General features: G+C 35.1%; 13 protein-coding genes. All 13 read right to left on the reverse strand.

Annotated elements, in window-relative coordinates; translation table 11 throughout:
• Positions 1-9: 9 nt before the first annotated feature.
• Positions 10-1,929 carry a VirB4 family type IV secretion system protein gene (locus ACQY63_RS07235; RefSeq protein ID WP_428244947.1) on the reverse strand — a complete coding sequence of 640 codons (1,920 nt, stop codon included), beginning with the start codon at positions 1,927-1,929 and terminating at the stop codon, positions 10-12.
• A gap of 9 nt (positions 1,930-1,938) precedes the next feature.
• Positions 1,939-2,508, reverse strand: a complete 570-nt coding sequence (locus ACQY63_RS07240) for a hypothetical protein (RefSeq protein ID WP_428244948.1) — start codon at positions 2,506-2,508, stop codon at positions 1,939-1,941.
• Complete coding sequence (locus ACQY63_RS07245; protein ID WP_415993425.1) at positions 2,495-2,815, reverse strand: DUF5592 family protein; 321 nt, start codon at positions 2,813-2,815, stop codon at positions 2,495-2,497. Before ACQY63_RS07245 ends, ACQY63_RS07240 begins: the two co-directional genes overlap by 14 nt.
• 11 nt (positions 2,816-2,826) lie before the next feature.
• Entirely contained in the window at positions 2,827-4,851 is a 2,025-nt protein-coding gene (locus ACQY63_RS07250; protein ID WP_428244950.1) for a pLS20_p028 family conjugation system transmembrane protein, read from the reverse strand.
• Positions 4,844-7,195: a type IV secretory system conjugative DNA transfer family protein gene (locus ACQY63_RS07255; RefSeq protein ID WP_428244951.1), complete on the reverse strand. Its 2,352-nt coding sequence runs from the start codon at positions 7,193-7,195 to the stop codon at positions 4,844-4,846. Before ACQY63_RS07255 ends, ACQY63_RS07250 begins: the two co-directional genes overlap by 8 nt.
• Positions 7,196-7,263: 68 nt before the next feature.
• Positions 7,264-7,491, reverse strand: a complete 228-nt coding sequence (locus ACQY63_RS07260; RefSeq protein WP_302810072.1) for a hypothetical protein — start codon at positions 7,489-7,491, stop codon at positions 7,264-7,266.
• A gap of 129 nt (positions 7,492-7,620) precedes the next feature.
• Positions 7,621-8,565 carry a hypothetical protein gene (locus tag ACQY63_RS07265; RefSeq protein WP_428244952.1) on the reverse strand — a complete coding sequence of 315 codons (945 nt, stop codon included), beginning with the start codon at positions 8,563-8,565 and terminating at the stop codon, positions 7,621-7,623.
• A 76-nt stretch (positions 8,566-8,641) separates the two neighbouring features.
• Positions 8,642-12,901: a SpaA isopeptide-forming pilin-related protein gene (locus ACQY63_RS07270; protein ID WP_428244953.1), complete on the reverse strand. Its 4,260-nt coding sequence runs from the start codon at positions 12,899-12,901 to the stop codon at positions 8,642-8,644.
• A gap of 113 nt (positions 12,902-13,014) precedes the next feature.
• Positions 13,015-14,178: a CAP domain-containing protein gene (locus ACQY63_RS07275; protein WP_428244954.1), complete on the reverse strand. Its 1,164-nt coding sequence runs from the start codon at positions 14,176-14,178 to the stop codon at positions 13,015-13,017.
• A 569-nt stretch (positions 14,179-14,747) separates the two neighbouring features.
• Positions 14,748-14,936 carry a hypothetical protein gene (locus ACQY63_RS07280; protein WP_178515475.1) on the reverse strand — a complete coding sequence of 63 codons (189 nt, stop codon included), beginning with the start codon at positions 14,934-14,936 and terminating at the stop codon, positions 14,748-14,750.
• Positions 14,937-15,145: 209 nt separating this feature from the next.
• On the reverse strand, positions 15,146-15,565 hold the full coding sequence (locus ACQY63_RS07285) for a hypothetical protein (RefSeq protein WP_428244955.1): 420 nt from the start codon (positions 15,563-15,565) through the stop codon (positions 15,146-15,148).
• 510 nt (positions 15,566-16,075) lie between these two features.
• Positions 16,076-16,906 (reverse strand): carbohydrate ABC transporter permease, encoded by an 831-nt coding sequence (locus ACQY63_RS07290; protein WP_022164561.1) that lies wholly within the window; start codon positions 16,904-16,906, stop codon positions 16,076-16,078.
• Positions 16,907-16,915: 9 nt separating this feature from the next.
• Positions 16,916-17,800 (reverse strand): carbohydrate ABC transporter permease, encoded by an 885-nt coding sequence (locus ACQY63_RS07295; protein ID WP_302690010.1) that lies wholly within the window; start codon positions 17,798-17,800, stop codon positions 16,916-16,918.
• Between the last annotated feature and the right edge of the window lie 19 nt (positions 17,801-17,819).

The following is a 17,819-nucleotide window of genomic DNA, read 5'->3' on the forward strand; positions in this document are numbered from 1 at the left end:
ATACCTCTCTTAAAGTCCTCCTGAAAACAGCATGTCCTCATCTTTTGTCAGATGTACCTTAAATTCAATGTTCTTGTCACCACTGATTAACAAAATACATTGTCCTATTTCAAGCTTTGGTATTTTCTCAATCTGTGTTCCTGTTAACTCTCCATCAAAAATCTGATATAACAGCTTCTTTGCATTGGAACTTTGTCTGAATACAAACTTGTACTGCGTAAGTTCAAATATGTTCTTAAGCTTGTTAACTGCATCACTGTCAGATCCTTCCGGAACATAATCGGCAGCTCGCTGTGAGGCAAGGCCAATTCCACCAAAATACTTTCTTGCTTCTCTTAAATATACGGATACCAAGTCAAGTGCATGTGTTTTCTTAGCGTTAAGCCATCTATGACTTTCATCTATTAAAATCAGAAATCTTGTTACATCCCATAACTTGATTTTTCCTTCCCTTAACATGTTAAGCATTAACTTTCCATTAGTTACGCAGTTATCCCAGCACAATGATATTATGTTGATGATCATTGCATCAAAGACCTCATCCTTAAGCTCCTTAAGTGTTGAAATGTCAAAGGTTACTATCTGTTCATCAAGAATGTTATCAATTGATGTATGACCGTCAAAAAGAGTTCCATACGTATCAACTATGTTCTTAATTACCTTACGTATCTTATCCCTTAATAAAAGTGTCTTAACGATAACTTTTTCTTCAAGGTGAGAATACTTTTCATTCTGCATTTCTTCCATACTTTCTGTAAGGAAGTTTAAGTAATCAGTAAATGTTGGATAGCTTGCTGCAGGTAATCCGGTACACTGAATGTTTCGTCTGTCATCCGACCATAAGCCGAAGTTTGAATACAACTGTTTTAAAACATCCTCAAACTCTGCTATTTCCTCTGCATCAACACTTCCACCAACCAGAAACTTATAAAAAGTACTAACCTTTGATATATGACGAGTGAATGATATGTTTTCATCGTCACCGGCTTTCAGGATTTCCAACGGATTTAAGATACCCTCGCTTCCATCAAGCTTAATTACCTTTCCGCCCAAGGTCTTTGTTAATATTGTAAATTCTCCTGATATGTCAAAAGTTCTTACATAATTTCCTTTTATGGCATTGCTTTTAAACTGTTTTTTTAATAGTGTTGACTTACCTGAACCCATTTCTCCGATTGCCAAAAAGTTATAATAAAGTCTTGTTGAAGTCTTTTGAAAAATATCAAGTAATACGTTTCCGCCACAAGGTGTTGTTCCCAAAAATTCCCCGGTCTCATCATTAAGACTTGAAAAGTGAAACGGATCACCATGAGCAACACCGGTTGCAGTAAGTGATTGGCCCTTTGGGAAAAACATTTCTTCCTTTTGTTTTTTATAAGACCTTGTCATTGACTTGTACTCTGATTTGCTCTCATTCAAATATATGGTTGTTAAAAATCCTGAATCAGTTTCCAACTTATCCATTATGTTCTTAATCTTTTTTTCAAGTGATTCAAAACTTCTGTCGGCAAGAAAAATTCTTATGTGGACCAACTTTATAACTTCGTTGTATGATTGTATTTCATCATACATTCTCTTCATTTCATCAAGTCTTTTGTCTGCATCATAGAGTTCAGCAAAATCCCTTGCTCCAATTTTTCTTCCTACCTGCTCCTTCATTGACTTGTTTAGATTTTTCTTAACTTCTGACATGTTATCTGTTGAAATGTCAACCAACGCAACTGTTCCGTTTATGTTACAAACCTTTGCCATCCAGTATGTATCAATATTCTCAGGAAACTTGTAAATGTGAATGCATCCTTCATATCCTGAACCGGTGGTAATGTATTTAACATCCTTAAATGTAATGCCTCCTGCAGGCTTAATTTCATTTAACAGATTCATGTCTCTCTCTGGTTTTTTTGTTCTCTTTTCTTTTTTTGCTATCATGTTAATCTCCTAATTAAGTAAAAAGCATTTATTGTTCATACGTTCCAAAATCTGTATCTTCTTATTTTTATCAATTTCACTTAACAGTTCATTTCTGCCTTTTCCCAAAACATTGAACATTAAGTCTCTGTTTTTCTTTATGTCAGATTCCTTTTTCCCAAAGATCATGTAGTAATATTCCCTTACCATGTCGTTTTTCTCAATCCATACAAGTTCATCAAGACTTCTCTGTAAAAATTTCTTGTAAATTTCATTTGAAGTGTTTTGTATCTTGTGTCTGAAATATTCCTGCTGTTTGCCCGTTCTGCAGGGAAAGTTCATTGCCACAATTTTTATGTCATCTGCATACATCTTGTAAAGCTTTATGTAGCGCATGATGTCATACTCTATGTCATCATTGGATGCGCTTACCAAATCCTTTGTGTTAATCTGAATAATGTCCATGTATGTCTTGTCCTTTTTTATGAAGCATTTCAGTTTTTCATCATAAAAATAAATGTCAATGATGTCCTTTACCGTGTCTGATACATGTGTCTTATTCGCTTTATTATTTTTATTGGTCGTTTTAGTTTTCTTCATTGGTGTCCTTTCTGTTATCTTCAACAACAATATCCTTATAAACCCTATAGTCACGTCTTAAGAACAATACTATGCTTTGGTAATTTCTTCTCTGCTTGTTGCTATGGCTTTTCATCGTAAGCCACAATGCGCATATTATATTAAACGCATAGTAAGGTATTCTTAAAGCTGATGACACTATTGTTCCAAGCATTGCGCTTACAGTAAAATAAATTAAAATGAAAAACAAATCATATAAGTAAATGTTGCCGGCAACCTTTGTTTCACTTTTGGTTTCATCCATTGCTATAAACTTAAACTTATCCATAGTCACCTCTCCTATTTGTTCTTAAAAACACCTTTCTTTAATTTCTGAGCTGCATTGCCTCCTGAAGCTTTTTTATTTGAACTTTGACTTATTCCAGTATTTTCTTTAGTGCCTGTTACATAGTTATTTGCTCCGTTTTTTCCAAAGTTATCTCCAGCCCTTGAAGTAAAGCCTGAATTTGCTCCTGCCTTTCCATACTTGCCTGCCAAATCAGATTTTGAGGAAAGAACTCCTCTTTCACCGTTTCCGTTAAAGGTTGATGTAGCATTTTCCATGTCAAGTTCCTTATCCATCCTGCTTGTCTTGTCAATCATTGAACCACCATCACCTAATGGATTAATACCGTTTAGTGCATCTGCTTTTGCATTATCAGGATTCATTCCGTTAATTCCTGCATCATCCATTGCTCTCTTGTTACCTGCAGCATCTGCATTTGCATCAAGTGAATTTTTACCATCTTCACTTACAGAAGAACTATTGCCAGCCTCACCATTTTCATTTTGTGTAACATCTTCATTAGCCTCATTAAACTGTATTCCCTCATCATTTTTCTGATTATTCTTGTTTTCATTCTGTTCGTTATTTTCATCATTGTTATTGTTAAATGCTTCCGCCGCACCTGCTCCGGCACCTGCGCCCATTGCTCCGTTTAATGCATCTACATTTGCATTCTTACTTCCATTTCTTACAGCTCCTCCAATTGTCTTACCAAACTTGCCTGCACCTTTTGCAACTCCTGATGCAATGTGTCCTGCGCCTCTTGCTGCTCCTGCCATCATTCCACCTGCATAATATGCACTCATTACCTTCTGCATGCCATCAGACAGTCCGGCATCCAATCCGGTTATTCTTTGTACAAGATTTGGTCCGTCAATTACGGCAAAGGCAATAAAAAGTAAAAACATTCCCTTAGTAAAGCCGTTCCAGTTTTTTCCTGATATGTATTCTGTTGCAATCATGTATAACCTGACCGACACAAGAGATAACATGATGATGATGTAACTGTCCTTTATTCCATCCAAAATCTTAATGGTTTTTTGCCCATTGGTTAAATTTGGAGAATAAAGCATTGCCAATATTTCTGAAAAAACAACCTCGTAAAGAGTTCTAACGACTTTGTATGAAAAGAACAAATATATGATTGCAATACTGATTATTTCAAGAAACGACTCCAGCCAGTCTATTTCATATCTGTAGTAATATGTATTAAGTAAATCAGTCCAAACTACACCGTCGTAGCATTCAGATACCATAGACTTAACCTTGCCATCCGCTGTCGGAATGTCAGTCTTATAATTTTCCACGATGTCCTTACTTTCATCCTTAACATCATCAGGGTTTACTATTTCATTTATTTTTAACGCTTTCCATATTTTCTTTGTCATTGGTGTTCCTGCCTTAGCATACGTCACACCATCTGCATTCTTACTTCCAAGATTTCCAAGTCCAACGACCGAATCAATGTATCTTAAATCATGCACATTATTTCCTAATGTCGCATACACTGTGTTAGTGGTTGTTGTTCCCAATATTTCATTTCTTATACCCTTAGTTAAAAGAGTGTTCATCTGACTTACCATCCATGTCATGGACGTAACCACAAGTATTGCCACACATATGTTAGTGGCAATCTTTGGATTTTTATCCGAATTAAAAACAAGATTAATTCCAAGCCAGCCAATGGCCACACATAACAGCGCAACCCATACAACCTGCCAGTCTGATATGAAATCCTGAACAGGCTGATACTTTGTAAAGTCAATCATTCCAAAGGATTTTTCAAAAAGCCCTGATGCACCATCCGCAATGACTACAAGGAGTGATAGTACTCCACATCCAAGTGATCTGAATGCATTAGAAACCAAATTGTTTTGCTTAAACAGGTCACTGTAATCGGTGTATATCTTAATTAGCTCCTCGTCTGAATAACCTGCAGCCATTATTGTTTTTCCCGCAAAAAGAAAAAACATTAATGTAAAAAATCCTGCACATAATATAATTCTTTTTCTTTTTTTTCCTTTATGGGGTTTATTCATTATCTGCCTCACTTCCTATCTTAATTAGAGATAAAACTGCATCTCTTTCATCCTTTTTATCTATCTTTCTGTAGATTAGATCCGTCAGTTTTGACAGCTCCGTATTTTCGTTTATTTCTCTTATGTCTTCTTCATTTAATACCCTTTCCAATGCATTCATGACTGCCTTTGCATTGGAAAGATTCTTTATTATTGGATTTTCCTTATCATCTTCCATGACATTGTGTGTAAGCCATGTCATTGATATTTCATAGTTCCATACTCGATCCTTAAGGTTAATATGGCTTCTGTCTGCTGTGTTAATTTCATATAAGTCAATATCTCCCGGATTTGGAAATGTTTCAGTTAAATATTCATACCTGTACTTAAATCGCTTTCCTGATTCCTCGGAATTGAATATCGGTGTTGGTTCAACTCTGTTTCCATTCAAATCCTTTCTGCTCATTACACGCTTAACCACACATTCACCTTCATTAAGTCGCATCAACTGGTTTTTGTTAAGCAATGGCTTTTCCTGTGTGTTTTCCATAAAATGCTTGTGGGTTGAAAGCTTCTCACCTGTTCTTTGTAAGTCAACTATTGTTTCATTTCCCAAATCTTCCGAAAAGGTCTGTGCAGTATCTCCATCACTTGTAAGAATGTATATCTGATTACCGCAGTTTCCCTTAATTGTCTTATATCCTTCTCCATATTTTTTTTCAAACTGTGAATAAGACTGTATGTAGAAATCATAACTAATGTTACGTCCAAGGTTCATTGTGATATTGGTTTCAAGTCCTTCTATTGCCGGCATATTACCTGCCTCATCAAGAATGAACTTAACAAGTCTCTTGCACTTTCCACTCTTTTCCCTGCTTGCTCTTTTAGATAAGACAAGTGAAAGCTGACGGACAAATACTGTTGATAAAAAATGTTTTGAATTATCGTAATCAGGAAGTCCAAGGAATACTGCCACCGGCTTATCTCCATAACCTATTTCTTCCAAATCAAAACTGCTCTCTGCAGTCATCTTTGCCATGCTCTCATAAGTAAATGTTGTAAGTCTTGAAAGCATAACCGAAAACACCGAACTCTTAGGCTTGTCTCCCGCTATTTCAATGGCTGCATACTTAAGTTTTGCCCTGTCAAGCTGTGGACGTCTTGAAAAGTACATGTCAAGCGCCGTTATGTCCGGATTTTCCGGATTACGAATCCTTGCAAGCTCTGTAAATGTGTTTATTATTGAATACATGTTTATTTTCTTTATGTTTTCATAAGTTTTTTCATATCCTGCATCTTCCGGTAAGTACATGACTGCAGGATTTAATATAATGTCTGATTTTTCCTTTTTATTTAGTTTTTCCTCATATAATTTATCTGCTTTTTTCTTTAAATCATCATCAAGTCCGTCATATGCTGCTCTTTTTTTAGTCCATATCTTATATCTTCTGTCGTTATCCATTTCATCCATTCTCAAACAATCTTCCAAATGGGCCAATATGAGAGCTGCAAGAAGTGATGAAGATGCATCATTCCAAAATCTGTCCGTGTTAGTTGGTTCGTCAGGATTAAATATTGAAAATGCAAATGCCTGGGCAAGTAATTCAGCACTTTCATAATCTCCCTTGACCGCCAGCGTAACTATGACTGTCAACGGATTAAATCCCATAGAATGCATCGGATCGTCAAAGTTTAAAAGATATACCTTATATCCTCTTTTTTCCAAAGTTTTTTTGGAACTTTTATATAATTCAAGCTTCATGTCATTTATGACCATTGATGCCTTTTTTTCTGCTCTTGAATATACATCTATTGAAGGGAATACATACATTTCCCCCTTACCTGAACGTGTAATACCAATGACAAGATTGTTAACAGGTGATGTATCTATGTATAACTTATCCTTAATTCTTGAAACTATCGTTCCACCATATCCCGGAAAACTTTCATTCTTTTCCGGTATTTCCAAAAATTGTGCCTTGATTTCTTCATCTGTGGTCCAGCGTTCATTACCTTTTTGACCAATGTTAAAATATTCTTCTGACCACGCCACTTTCATTTTGTACGCTGTATAAATATCCAAAAATACTAAAAAAACAATAAGAATGATTATCAGTGGAAAATATATTCCACCGTATTCCTTAAAATTTGTAATGTTTGGTAACACATTAAAAAGACCTATGTATTTTCCCGGATTATCCAAATCCTTAATCATGTCAGGAATGGCAATTAATGAATTAACCACGTAATTCAAAATCATGAAAAAGAATATGTCAATTCCAACAATTATTGCCACTATAAATCTTGTATCACTTAAATATCTTTCTATTTGCATTACTCTTTTGGGATTTTTTTTCTTTTTCATAATTCCTCCTGACCTTTTAATTTTCTTCTGCCACTTTCATGGCAGAAGAATGTATTTTTTCATCTAAATTAAAATGAAATCTTTCCAAATATCCAGTTACCAATGTATATGCATCCTGCAAATATTATTGTTCCAATGATTACTCCACCCCAGTGACTTTTAGCAAATTCCTTTGTCTTTTCACTTGGTATTGCCATTGCGATTCCGATTATTGCAAATCCAATAACCGGAAGAAGCCATGCATAAGGTGTACATGCACTCAATAAATTTTTTATGTTTTCTGCAAATTTATCCATTTATAAATTCCTCTTTCTCTTCTTTGTTTTAGTTAATGCCATTTAACAAAAGTTTTTTCGTGATATATATTAATTGACATATAAAAAATGTTATCAGTTGCCATGCATAAATGTTTTACATTTACGCTGTTACTTTTTCTTAATTATATTTTTTTGTTTTATTTCATTACCTTTCTTAAAGAAGATAATGAATAATATTCCCACAAAAGATATTTCAAGAATCAGTACTCCGATGCTAATAAGAACTTCCCTGACCGTTTTTTTAGATTCAGGAACTTTTTCATAGTAAGCTGTTTTTTTAATGTCATATGTAGTCCCGGTCTTAATCTGTACTGTTCCCTCATATGTAAGTTTGTAAGTTATTATGTCCTCTGTTTCATCATCTGAATAGCCTTCATAATTAACCCTGTAATGTGGCACTTTTTTCTTAACTTCCACCCGGAGTTTTCTTGTGTAAATGCCATTCTTTTTATGTGCCGAACCCTTCCAATAAGTATCGCCTATTTTATAATTACTCTTATCCACGTTAATGCTTTTTAGAATTTCATCATCATATCCCCTTAATGGATTTTTGGATTTTCCATCAATCTCATGTCCATTCCATTCATAGTAATCCTTGTCTGACGATGTAAATGTAAAGTCTATCCAACTGCTTTGCCAGCTTGCAGCCTTTTCCTTTACCATGTTCTTTTTTTTGCATTTTGCAGTGGCTCCATTTGCGCTAAATACTCTTGTTGCTGGTGCACTCAAAGCCTCACTTTTGGAATCAAACGAAAGATAACCTGTCACCTTTCTACCATTTTTCTTTTTGACTGTTCTAACGCTGTTTTCCACATTTTTAAGCTTGTAGGTAATGCCATTTTTCTTAATTATCTTTTTAGGTGAATATGTCTTGCTTCTTGTTTCCTTGTTAATCGTTAATGTCTTAATTTCGCTGTCAAAATTATCTTCCTGATTAACAATCTCGTAAGTTTCATCTAGGAATTTGTACTTAATTCCATCCTTGCTAAATTGTTTTTCACTCTCCCTTTTTTCATTTTTATCATTGCTCTTATATGTTTCAATCTTTGTCACCGTCTCGGTCTCCGCAAAAACGGAAACCGAAAACGACAACAAAAACAAAAGTGAAAAAAAAGATATAATTCTTAATTTAGTTTGCTTCTTCATCTTTTTTACGTATCTTGTATCTTGAAATTACAATTCCCACAAAAGAAAGAAGGAATAATGTAATCCAGAATAGCGGATTACTAAAATCGCCAGTCTGTGGTGAATTTGCTCCTGAATCTCTCCAGTTTGGTGTTGCCGGTGTTGCATCACCACTTCTTTCATCAGATACCTTTACCTTCTGAACTTTTCCTGTGTCCTTTACCTTGTACTTAAATGCGGGTACTGTCTTGTAACCTTCCGGTGCCTTTGTTTCCTCAACATCATAAGTCTTTCCTGCAATCAGTTTTCCATCAATTTTTGCCACACCATTTTTGTCTGTCTTAACTGTTACTACTTTCTTGCCATCAAGCTTAAATGTGAATTCGGCATCAGGAAGTTTCTTGTTGTTCTTCTTGTCTGTCTTTAGGATTTCAACCTTGATTGTGTCATCCTTCATCCTTACCTTCTGAACTTCTCCTGTATCACTAACAGTAAACTTAATGCTTTCTGCAGTTGCATAACCATCTGCAGGTCTTGTCTCTGTAAACTTATAAGTCTTTCCTGCCACAAGCTTACCTTCAACAATGTGTGGTTTCTTTCCGGAAGTCCATTTTTCAATTACGTTTCCGTTTTCATTTGTTATTTCAAGCTTACATCCCGGAAGTTCCTTACTTCCTGTAATCTTTGTCTTAGAGAAGTTGACCTTGATTGTGTCATCCTTCATTACTACCTTGTTTTCAGGCTGAACGCTTTCACTTCCGTCATTTCCAATAACTGTAGCTATTGTTTTGACTTCTCCGTTAGCATTTCCCTCTGTTAACTTAAATCTGATGCTTTCTGCAGTTGCAAATCCGTCTGCCGGTCTTGTTTCCGTCATTTCATAGACTGCATTCTGTAAAAGACCGTTGATTACAAGATTGCCGTTTACCATTGTTGCCCTAAGATTTCTGTAACCAAGTTCATCTGCCTTGTCAGTTATTTTTATTGAATCAGCATTTCCGCTAATCCAAGAAATGATTTCATTGCCATTAACATCACTAACCTTAAGTGATGCTCCTGCAAGTTCTGTACTGTCTGTAAGCTTAACCTTTGACAGTTTAATTTCAGTTGACTTGTTAAGCTTCTTTGCCTCTGCCTTGATTTTTGCAGTTTTTGCATCCTTGTATTCCAAGTGAATCTCTACAGGTGTCTTGTCAATGTAATAACTGTCTGAAATCTTGTCTTCCACAAAGTAATAATCGCCGCTGTTAAGACCGGTCTTGTCTTCTGCCTTGTTGTATCCCTCACTCATTAGTGGAAGGTCAGTGTTAAGACTTGCCTTGCCATTCTTGTCTGTCTTTACTGTTGTTATTAACTCATCAGCCTTAAGAATTAATTCACCATTTGCATTGTAAATGTCATTCTTTGTGTAAAAATTAAATACTGTGTCTGCCACTCCAAGGTCTGCTGTCATGTCCTTCTTGTTAATTTCGACATCAGCCTTTGCTCTTTCATTCTTAATGTTAAGATTGCCTTCCTTGTCTGTGTCTTTTGTTGAATTGCTAACAACATCTGTCTTTGCATCATTCCACTTAAATTCAATGTCCCATGTATTCTTGTCAGGAATTACATAACCATAAAGTGTTTCTTCTTCCTTCACTGTATACTTACCAAGTGGGAGATATATAGTTACTGCTCCGGTTTCATCATCAACTGTTGAAGTTGTGATGTCGCTGCACTGCTTTGTAAATTCTGCTCCGTTCCCGGTTGTTACTGTCGCAACCTTTTCGCCCTTGTCAAACCAGTTTGTTCCCTGATTATCCTGAGTTACTATGTCTTCTGCAGCATAAATTGTAAATTTCTGTCCCTTTAAATAATCTGTGTTAAACACAAACTTATTGTTTTCAGGATTTGAAGCATAACTGCTAAAACTCTTTAACATTTCACATGATTTTGTGAGTGTAAGTTTACCCTTTGCTTCCTTATTAACGTAATTTACTGTTACAAGTGCGTGGCTGTTTCCGTCTGAATCAGTCCATGATGTATAATTTGGATTGTCGCTTCCAATTGTTACGTCAATAAATTCATCCTTAATTACAAGCCCTGATGCACTGTCAATTTCGTAAATCTTGTACTGTCCGCTTTTAAGAGCCTTAACTGTCATTATTTCTCCGGATTCATCTGTTACGTAAGTATCAACATCTACAAGTTTGTTTCCGTTTGAATACTGCTGTACAACCTTTGTCTCGCTACCATCATTGTTTACCTTGTAAATCTGATACTTTGTGTTTGCCTTAAGTACTGCCTTGTCTGTGTCTCCATCCTTTTTAACAACCTTAAGATATGCCTCAAACGGCTTGTTGTTATAGAGATATGTGTATACCTTATAGTTAAGTCCCTCACTTGTGATGTCCTTACCGATTTCGATAATCTGGTCATCAATCTTTTCAGTGTCCTTTGCACCTGTCTTTGTCTGATGAAGCACGTACGTACCATAAGCCAAAGCTGATGCAGTCTTTGCACTTCCCTTTTTATCAATTGTAAGTGTTGAATGCTCGTCATCCTTGCACTTGTCATAGCTTCCATTTGATCTAAGATAAATTTGGAACTCTGCTCCCTCTTCAAAATCTGCAGGTCCTGTAGAACCGTCAGATGACATCTTGTACACTTCAAAGAATCCCTTTTTCTCACTTTCGTAAGAATCCTCAATAACTGCCTTTGCCTTGTATTCAACATCGAACTGTGAACCATCCACCTTAATCTGATGAACTGTTGGATCAAGGAAGAATCCTTCCGGTGCCTTGATTTCCTTAATGTACACCGTATCTTTTGTTCTTATGTAATCAGTTTCAAGTGTTCCATTCTTGATTGTGTAATCAGATGCTGCCTTTGCATTTCCGTTTGCATCATAAACTGTTGTAACCGGATTTGTGCAGGCTGCATCAGTGTACATTCTGTAAACTGCTCCATCAACAGATGTGTCACCGTGAGCTGTGTTGTCTGATGTGTTTTCAACTTTTTTATTTACAACAATAGTTGCCTTCTTGTACTTATTTACAATTCCAAGTTTTGTTGCCTTACCATAATCTGCATAAGTTTTATCTGCTGTTTCAGGCCATGAGCCGTTAACCTTAGTCCAGCTTCCTGCAGATTCAATTGTGATTATCTTTCCATTTGCATACTCGGAATTGACAAGCATGTCATCACTTCCGGCACCAACTTCCTTGACTGCATATTGATTGCTGATTTTCTTCATCTGTGCGGAAAGGTCTGCCTTCATTAATTTTTCTGCTCCTGACTTTGTAAGGTCAGATGAATAATTAATGTTCTTGTCATCCATCTTATCCTTAACTGACTTCTTGTCATCAGCAGTCATATTTGCCAAATCAGAGGCCTTAACATATCCATAGTTCTTACTCTGGATCTGATAGTTGAACTTGTATGTTATTCTTCCCTTTGCATCAGTTTCAGCAATTGATGTGAACACGCTTTCACCGTCAGCATCACCACTTTCAGCATCGCCCCAGCCGTTAACCTTGTAGTCATACAGTTCCTTGTAATTTTGTGCTGTGACTTCAAACGGAACCTGTGATACCGGATTACCGTCTTCATCTGTCTTGTCAATTGTAATTCTCTGACGATAAACCAAGGTGTCATTGATTTTTTCATATACTGGTAATATTGGTGTACCAACAATTTCCAGTAAGACCTGTCTGTAGCTTCCGCTTCCACCATATTTCCACATCTTAATCTTGCAGGAAACTGTAGCGGAAATCTTGAATATTTCAGCATACAATTCTGCAGCGCTCTTGCTGTCATAATAACCGGTATTCTTTCTCACCTGACTTATTACATCAGTAAGTTTTTTTTCGGAAGTCTCACCTTCCTCACAAGCCCACATGAGTGCCTGTGCATAAACCCATGATTTTGTAGATTCATTTTTGGTTACTGAATACCAATAACCAATCTTCGCCTCCAAGGCCTTCTTTTCATTCTTGCTGTCGCTTGAATATGTAGCATCACTGCTTACGTAAACATCGCCTGTATGGCAGGCCTTTCCCAAGTCCAAGCAGAACACCGGGGTTCCTGCGACTTCGGTCTGATACCAAGTGCCGCTTTCTGATTTACTGCCTATCTTCACTGTTCCCAGTGCCCCCAGGTTAGACAGTGTTGCGTTCTTTGTTTCTGCCTTGACTGTAACTGACCCCATTGGAATTAAACCTATGGTCATTATTACTGCCAACAAAGCAGACAACAATCTGTTTAAGAGTTTCTTCTTTTTCACTTTTAATAACCTCCTGTGTTGTATTTATGTCATATATCCAAGGATATTTAACATTTAACTTAATGCATTAAAAAACAGTCCATACTTTTACGCATGAACTGTTTTCTAATATATTATTTTGTTATATTATTCCAATCATCAGAGCCATATATTCCTGATGTAACACCACTGGCATCACCTTTTTGGGTTGCTATTGCAATTGCACCCAATTGATAGCTTTTAGAAACCATATTATGGTAATGTGAATAACCCTTTTCATAAAACTTTGTTTCATACCAAACATCTGCCGGTTTTTCTATGCTACATTTTCCTCCATATACCATATTTTCACCAACTAATAGATTTAATGTATCATCTAACTCCTTAGCTCTGCTTTCAGATGTTAAGCTCTTCAAAATATTAAATCTTGTGCTATCTGTTTTTTCATGTGGTGTACTTTCTTTATCTTTCGTCCTCTGAACAGCTATAGTGTATAATATATCATTCCACTTTAAAGGATTAACTCCTTCCTTTTTTCTCAACTTATTTTGATATACAAATGCATCTTCTGAACCAAACTTACTTATAAAACCTTTAGTTTTTGCATTCTTATATATCTTAGTATACATGTCCTTTGTCTTAAAACTCAAAACACTTGAATACTTACCGTATTCATTTCCACTTTTTGTTTTCTTGTATGCTCTTACTCTTATCTTAACCTTTTCACCTTCAAGCATGTTCGTAAGAGTGTACGTTGGCTTTTTGACTGTCTTGATTTTGGTCCAGCATCCTTTTGCATTTTCGTATCTGTATACCTCATAGCCTTTTGCATTCTTTACCTTGCTCCATGTAAGCCTGATTCCATATTTATATTTAATCTTGCCCCAATTTGGCTTACCATTCTTCTTGATTGACTTAACACCCTTATAATAAGAATACTTTGTTTTTTTCTTAAGCTTCTTTACTTTTGGCATCGTGATCTTATCTGCAACCTTAGTTTCAACCTGTTTTGTGGTTGTTTCCGGTTCTTTTATGTTGTTCAGGATGATTTTCCCGGTAGACTTATTTTCTACCTTTAGCAAATTTCCATCCTTATCAAAGTAAGCAATTGTTCCTGCTTCTGATGATATGATCTTGTAGCTTCCGTCTTTCATCGAAGTCTGTTTGGTCCAAACTGAAACCTCAACCTTGTTTCCATTTAAGTCTATAGTTGTTTCTGCCTTTACCTGACAGCTTAGCATCAATCCTACTGCAAATGTAAAAGCAATTCCTGCCATTACGTGTTTTAACCTTTTCATGTAATCCCTCCTCTTCATAATCGGTTGAAAATTCAAATCGTTGTGTTATAATGAACTTAAACAGAGAACTGAAAGCTGGGTGAAAACCTAGCCGCCGGTTGATTGTTTGGTTACAAAAAGTAACGTCCCACATCATTGCCAGACAGGGGCGTTATTTTTTTGCATTAATGATAGCTAATACAAGTGTAATAACAGTGCAAAGCATAATTACAAAGTTGAATAAATCTCCATATGTAACCATTGGCATCAGCTCCCTTCATATGTATTCCGGCAGCCGATATATCGCCCCTTCAGTTCCCCGTCTAAGTTCACTATTGTTTCAATTTGAATTTTAATAATTTCTGTTATCCAATTATAATATATTTTGTAGTCGAATAATAGGTAAAGATTTCAGTAATTAAACAATTCATACGTATTCTGTTTTCAATGTGCGTTTCATATTATTTTTTTCTTTTTTTCTTTTTCTTCTTTTTGAGGACACTGTAATCTATCGTGTATTCAAGTTTACCTTCAATCATTGCCTCATATAGTTCCTTTGCTGTCATCTTCTCGTTTTCCATTTCAGCCTCCTATTTTAGTGACATCTGTGCCTTCATCGCACTGTATTTCTTATCTTCCGTAAAACCTAAAATAAGTTCTCTCTGATAGTCATAAGAACTTATTCCAATGGCTTCACATATGTCCTTAGCCTTATATCCGTTTTTTCTCATGTCCTCGATTATTACTCTCTGTTCGTATGATATTCTTGCTCTTGGCATACATGCCGCCTCCTTTTTTTTTAAAATTATTTATGTAATCAGCATCTAAGTAATATCATCCTAAATATGATTATTGACATCACTATTGCCATAATTACCATTATCAAAGTAACCACCGTTACAGGTACACATTTCCTTTTTAATCTTGTTAATTGATTTTCACTCTGTTGCATTTAATTAATCCCCTCCATTAATTGTTGCTTTACTTCCTACAAATTTTTAATAATTTCTTCCGGTATAGAAGCAAATTGATATATATCATATAAAGGTGCTTTTAGATTTCGACCATAAGCTCTAAACTCATATTGACCAACTACATCAATTACTTTCTTCTTTTCCAGCTTCTTTACCTGATTATGATTTATTCCAAACGTATCCTGATATGCTTTACTTGTTACTCCGATTTTGTATATATTTGCCAGCTCTTTATAAGTAACTCCATTACTAACTAACAACTCCACAAGCTGCTCTTTTGTTGATGTGGCTTTCGTCTGAATGTTTCTTGATGCACATTCCTCAATTAATTCTTTTCTATATACTAAACTCCTAATTCCATCATTTCTAACTATCTGTATTTTTATATATTCCTCAATTGATAGCTCGCTATCAAAATACTTAATTTTTCTCATTTCTGTCACCACTCAAATTAGGGGACAAAGTTGTCACCCTGTCTTTCCTCATCCTTTTTAACTTCTGTTGCTATCCTGAACTGTTTAGAATTTGTACAGTTTTTTTCGCTTAATTGCAAAAAAATAAATGCAAACAGTACTATTTCTAGTACTATTTGCATTTAATTATAATCTTCACGCTTTTTTTTATTTTTTCTATTTTTTTCGATTATTTTACCAAATAATCTTATTTAACCGCTAATACATTATGACAAAAAGTAGTCTTTGTTTTGCCTAATATGAGCACAGAAATACTGTAACAACTTTAAATTTCTGTATTTGATTTGTAATTTTCTAATATATTTAACTACCATAGTATAAAGTAATATTAATCATATAGAAATTTAGCATTAAATAATAAGCTAATCTCTATTGTTGAATTTTCTGTCTTTTACACCTGAAAGAAATAGTGCACATTCTTTTCAACTTTTTGAGATTAGCTTCTATTTCATTTGTAATTATAATTCAATTTTAACCTTTTACAGCTCCCACAACCAAACTTTCCTGAACCTGTTTGCTTAGGAAGAAGTATATAATTATCGTAGGTAAAGTTGCTATAACCATACCTGCTCCAATTAGTCCCCATTCTGTTGAATACTGACCTGCTAAAGACATTATTCCAACAGGAAGTGTTCTATACTTATCGCTATCCACAAATGTATTAGCTAACATTAATTCGTTCCATGTTCCTAAAAATGTGAATATTGAAGCTGTAGCTATTGCTGGTTTTACCATAGGTAAAATAATTTGTACAAAGCATTTAAAAATTCCACATCCGTCAATGTACGCTGCCTCTTCCATTTCTCTTGGTATACCTCTATAAAAGCCTACTAAAATCATAATACTCATAGGTAATGCACCTGCTATATACGGAATCATTAGTCCTAAATAACCACCTTTTAAGCCTAATTTATCCAAAATCTGAAATAGTGGAAGTAACGCTGCCTGCGCCGGTATCATAATTCCTATCATAAATAATCCGTAGACAATATTTCTCATTTTCCATATCATTCTAGAAACTGCGTATGCTGCCATAGCTGCTATTACGCCAGCTACAGCTACTGTAACTACTGTATATAAAACAGAGTTCAGAAAATATCGTATTAAGTTGGAAGAACTTAGAGCTGTTACATAATTGTCCCATCTCCATACCTTTGGTAATCCTATAACATTCTCTCCAAATATTTCCGTGTTGCTTTTTAAAGAAAATGTTATTAACCAATATAAGGGGAAAATTTGAGTTATTGCAATTAACAATAATATTGTAAATTTTGGTATTGATTTTAATTTCTTCTTGTTCATTTTCCCCTCCTACACTGCTGACACATTTTTCTCTGCTTTTTTGAATATCCTATTTACAATAAATGTAAATATTAAACATTCTACTACTATGAAAAAGGCTTGAGCACTTCCATAACCATATAAACCTTTTCTAAATAAGTTGTTATACATTAATGTGGCAGGAACTTCACTGACGTGATTTGGTCCACCACCAGTCATAACATAAACTAAATCGAATGCTCTTAGAGAACCTGTTATTGCAAATATTACGCAGGTTTTTATTACAGGTACCAACAACGGTAAAGTTATTTTTCTATAAATTTGCAACGTTGATGCCCCATCAATTTGGGCTGCCTCATAGTAATCAGTTGATATTGATTTAATACCAGCATAGAAAATAATCAAATGGTAACCAATGTATTGCCATATAGAGGGGATCAATACTGTCAGAAATGCATTTTTAGTTAACCACGAATGTTCATAACCTGGTATAAAATATCTGACTACGGTGTTAATTACACCGTAGTCACTATTAAACATTTTCAACCACAACTGACCAATAACCATACTTGATATTACAACTGGAATAAAATATATGGTTCTAAAAAAATTGTCTCCTTTTACACCTTTTGATAATACCAAAGCTAATGTTAAAGATATTGGTAGCTGAATACATAATGATGCTGCCACAAGTATTAATGAATTCTTAACTGCGAGAGGAAAATATCTATCCTCAGTAAATAATTGTATATAATTTTTTATGCCGATAAATGTTTTGCTCCCAATCCCGTTGTACTCAAAGAAACTGTATATACCTGATGTTATTAACGGAATCAATGTGAATCCTATAAATAAAACTAACGCCGGTAATATAAATATTAATATGTACTTTTTATTTCCAAGCATTTTGTTCATAATACTTCCCGCCTCACTT

Source organism: Eubacterium sp. Marseille-QA0814, from assembly GCF_965119675.1.
Lineage (GTDB): Bacteria > Bacillota > Clostridia > Lachnospirales > Lachnospiraceae > Eubacterium_G.

Excerpts from the sequence above, each read along its gene's own strand:
- ACQY63_RS07260 (WP_302810072.1), bottom strand. The coding sequence starts at position 7,491 with ATGGATAAATTTGCAGAAAACATAAAAAATTTATTGAGTGCATGTACA.
- ACQY63_RS07280 (WP_178515475.1), bottom strand. The coding sequence starts at position 14,936 with ATGCCAAGAGCAAGAATATCATACGAACAGAGAGTAATAATCGAGGAC.
- ACQY63_RS07275 (WP_428244954.1), bottom strand. The coding sequence starts at position 14,178 with ATGAAAAGGTTAAAACACGTAATGGCAGGAATTGCTTTTACATTTGCA.
- ACQY63_RS07245 (WP_415993425.1), bottom strand. The coding sequence starts at position 2,815 with ATGGATAAGTTTAAGTTTATAGCAATGGATGAAACCAAAAGTGAAACA.
- ACQY63_RS07295 (WP_302690010.1), bottom strand. The coding sequence starts at position 17,800 with ATGAACAAAATGCTTGGAAATAAAAAGTACATATTAATATTTATATTA.
- ACQY63_RS07250 (WP_428244950.1), bottom strand. The coding sequence starts at position 4,851 with ATGAATAAACCCCATAAAGGAAAAAAAAGAAAAAGAATTATATTATGT.
- ACQY63_RS07285 (WP_428244955.1), bottom strand. The coding sequence starts at position 15,565 with ATGAGAAAAATTAAGTATTTTGATAGCGAGCTATCAATTGAGGAATAT.
- ACQY63_RS07240 (WP_428244948.1), bottom strand. The coding sequence starts at position 2,508 with ATGAAGAAAACTAAAACGACCAATAAAAATAATAAAGCGAATAAGACA.
- ACQY63_RS07235 (WP_428244947.1), bottom strand. The coding sequence starts at position 1,929 with ATGATAGCAAAAAAAGAAAAGAGAACAAAAAAACCAGAGAGAGACATG.
- ACQY63_RS07255 (WP_428244951.1), bottom strand. The coding sequence starts at position 7,195 with ATGAAAAAGAAAAAAAATCCCAAAAGAGTAATGCAAATAGAAAGATAT.
- ACQY63_RS07290 (WP_022164561.1), bottom strand. The coding sequence starts at position 16,906 with ATGAACAAGAAGAAATTAAAATCAATACCAAAATTTACAATATTATTG.